The sequence below is a fragment of the Klebsiella sp. JN_Kp122 genome (assembly GCF_040062085.1).
Taxonomy (GTDB): Bacteria; Pseudomonadota; Gammaproteobacteria; order Enterobacterales; family Enterobacteriaceae; genus Klebsiella; species Klebsiella aerogenes.
Window position 1 is genome coordinate 1 of the sequence record NZ_JBEAHW010000005.1, and the last position, 3008, is coordinate 3008.

A 3008-nucleotide genomic window follows, 5' to 3' on the forward strand; every position below is an offset into this window, starting at 1 on the left:
CCGCATCCTGCACAAACTGCCGCAGCGTACCGTCCGGCGCGGTATGGGCCGTCAAACGCCCCACCGGATCGTAAGCGTAACGATTGCTGCCCCACAGGCTGTTATTTAATTAGCTAATTCAGCGTGCAGGATAACGTTGTTCTTCATAACCATTAGGAAATACATTTTTAATGGTATCGATGATCGCATTTTTATACGAAAATACAACTTCAAATTCTGTAAAAGATGATTCTGCATGTTCTTTTTGCTGAACATATATTTTCTTAAGAATTGAGTCTTCATAAACATAATCAGATACACTGCACCCATACATCCCCCAATTGAAATCTTTTTCAATCAATCCATCATTGTATACTGACAAAGAGATGTTTCGCAGCATACCGGCACTGGTAAAATAAATCCTTTCTAAGTTATCACCTTCATAGATACAAAACTCTTTGTTAATTATATTTGATGTCTGTCCAAATATTTCTATTAACGATATACGTTCCAGACTATCAAAGTGATAGATGTGTGTATTTTTTACATTTGCAGGTAATTTATTAAGTTTCTTACCTATCTTAAATCCAGCTCGTTCGATTTCGTAGGGTCGAATATTATATAATGCACCTTTACTAACTACTACTTTAGTTTCGTTGAGTCTAACACTATCACTATATGATATAATATAGCTTTCACTATCGGAACTAATCTTATTAAACTTATCTTCTAAATTTTTCAATATAGTCATTTATCATCACCGTAAAATTAAAATGTACCATTAGCAATTTCAGTATTGATTCTATTTAGCTCGGATATAAAATCACCACTATTGTTCTTTATACTTAAACGATCATATACTTTCTGCTTATAAGCATTAGTATGAATGCTAGCATGATTTGGCAATTTGTTTCCTGCTGGCACAATCACTTTACTATTTGAAGGTAAAAATATACCGTTTTCCGCAGTGTTGATATCTATTCCTAATTTACTCATTTGGTTCTGCAAAGCGACCATCCTTTGATCTTTAGAATTTGACATAACAATATGATGTGCTGAATTTTTAAAACTTGGCTCACTTTTTCCTGCCGCAACCATATTCGCTCGAAGAGCTCTTGCATCACTTGAACAACTCAACCCCCACGGATCCACCCATCCCAGCGGGTTCGGCGCATACTGATAAACATTCAGCCCGCCGGCTAATCCAATCGGTTCCTGGCTAATAAATCCCGAAATTTCAGGATCATAGTAACGATGTCGATTATAGTGCAGCCCCGTTTCAGCGTCAAAATACTGGCCCTGGAAACGCAGCGGGTTGCTGATACGATCGGCGTAGACCTCCCCTTTTTCTCCCCATACGCCCGTCTTCTCTGACCACACTATCTCGCCCTGCAATGGCGTCAGGCGGACCGGCACGCCGTTCGGGTCACAATGATAGTGTCAGTTCTCCTTCTTCCCACTTCCTACGTCAGCAGCGCCAGCGGCTGAAAACTTCCCGGATAGTACACGTACTCGCGCATACTGCTGAACAGCGCTGCCTACACTTTGTATTGTTGTAACTGGCTGCTAGTGTAAAATGGAAAGCACCCTATGTGGAAAAATCCAACAGAGTGCTATAAGTTGATTTAGTATATGAATAAGCATTCTTTATTGAATTACACAACCCCCTCATTATGATAAAGTAATAAACGCATCGTTTTCCAGATAATAATTTAATCCTGAAACAAACTCATCCACCATCGCATTTTATTTTTGATTCAGTGCATTTTTGAGAACATCCATAAACTGATCGCCGTAAAAAAACAACTCCAATTCATTTTGCTCAACGTATTCAGGATAAACGTCTTCATCATCACTAACTTCAGGATACCGATCCAGATAGCAAACAAGTTCGGGGGTAGCAACAGCTTCATATTCCTTTGTGTAAAGGCAAAAATTGTCTTTTGTGTATCCCTGATGAACAATTTTCGTAATTAATTCTTTTAAGCTATATGGCTTTATATACTCGAGTTCTTTCATTAGCATCTCCCTCCTGCTTTACGTACTCTGACTGGTTTTAGATTGTCCGTCAACCAACCATTCCGACAAACCGGGATATCTCCCTGTTGAACCAAATTGCATCTATGGCATGAATGTATTTAGAAAGAATACGATAAATAAACTTATCATGTTAAAAAGAAACCCAATGGAATAAAGGCATGCTGAAGTAGTAAATCAAGCATTAGTTAAACAACAAAACCGGGAAAGTCTAATCTTCTTTCCCGGTGTTTAATTTATCTATTTTTAATAATATCCAAACCATCGTCTAATATTTTAGTATTGTTAACATCCCCCCCACGATCTATATACCTAGACCATTTCGGATAATATTCCTTAAACAAAAGGTTACCGTCCTCCGTTAAATCAGAACTATACAAAACAAGATCTTCTCTTAGGCTACCATCCTCTTCAAACGGTTCTATTATAACTAAATTGTTTTCCTTTAGAAAATTCATTAATACTATTGTTATAGTAGTTATTTGTTCGCGATAAGACAAAGATTTACTTCTTTTCAATAAAGTTGAGTAATTAAATCTTAATAAATCCATGTTGTCACCTCCATTAATCAAGACGTATTATTCTAGATATATCGTCAGAAAGTTCTATCAATTTTTTTGTAACTGGATGACGGACAAAACCACCTCCAGCACTCCGAATAATTTCCTCTTTTGAAGATTGGGCGATTTTAGAAGCTGTTTTGCTAGTTACCTCTATTCCTTTCCAGCCATCCTTAGTCTTAACGACAAAATCAAGGATGCGAGAACCTTTTGTTTTACCTAGTTTGATTTCATCATCAACAAGACCAACAATTTTTCCCTGAGCATTACGTAAATGCCGCTGACTAATAACATTTTCAACACCGAAGATATTTTGCAATCGTGTTAAGAGTTTTGCTTCTCGGGCATCTCCATTAACTTTATTTGGTATACACGTTAGCCCCCACGGATCCACCCATCCCAGCGGGTTCGGCGCATACTGATAAACATTCA

5 protein-coding genes and 1 pseudogene are annotated in these 3008 nt (G+C 37.7%); all 6 read right to left on the bottom strand.

All coding sequences use genetic code 11. The annotated features are described in order from the left end of the window. Positions 1–97 (bottom strand): hypothetical protein (locus ABLU78_RS03295; protein ID WP_162866953.1); only part of this gene is annotated, 97 nt, incomplete at its 3' end. Between the two features lie 21 nt (positions 98–118). After that, positions 119–730, bottom strand: a complete 612-nt coding sequence (locus tag ABLU78_RS03300; RefSeq protein ID WP_045363093.1) for a hypothetical protein — start codon at positions 728–730, stop codon at positions 119–121. 17 nt (positions 731–747) lie between these two features. After that, a pseudogene (locus ABLU78_RS03305) lies at positions 748–1541 on the bottom strand (RHS repeat-associated core domain-containing protein); the annotation flags it as partial. Positions 1542–1725: 184 nt separating this feature from the next. Next, positions 1726–1998 (bottom strand): hypothetical protein, encoded by a 273-nt coding sequence (locus ABLU78_RS03310; protein ID WP_225526368.1) that lies wholly within the window; start codon positions 1996–1998, stop codon positions 1726–1728. A 254-nt stretch (positions 1999–2252) separates the two neighbouring features. Beyond that, on the bottom strand, positions 2253–2567 hold the full coding sequence (locus ABLU78_RS03315) for a hypothetical protein (protein ID WP_032708366.1): 315 nt from the start codon (positions 2565–2567) through the stop codon (positions 2253–2255). A gap of 13 nt (positions 2568–2580) precedes the next feature. Beyond that, positions 2581–3008, bottom strand: a 428-nt coding sequence (locus tag ABLU78_RS03320; RefSeq protein WP_348820109.1) for a hypothetical protein, incomplete at its 5' end; no start/stop codon positions are given.

Bases quoted from the DNA above. Each gene is read 5' to 3' on its own strand.
- ABLU78_RS03315 (WP_032708366.1), bottom strand. From the start codon at position 2,567: ATGGATTTATTAAGATTTAATTACTCAACTTTATTGAAAAGAAGTAAA.
- ABLU78_RS03310 (WP_225526368.1), bottom strand. From the start codon at position 1,998: ATGAAAGAACTCGAGTATATAAAGCCATATAGCTTAAAAGAATTAATT.
- ABLU78_RS03300 (WP_045363093.1), bottom strand. From the start codon at position 730: ATGACTATATTGAAAAATTTAGAAGATAAGTTTAATAAGATTAGTTCC.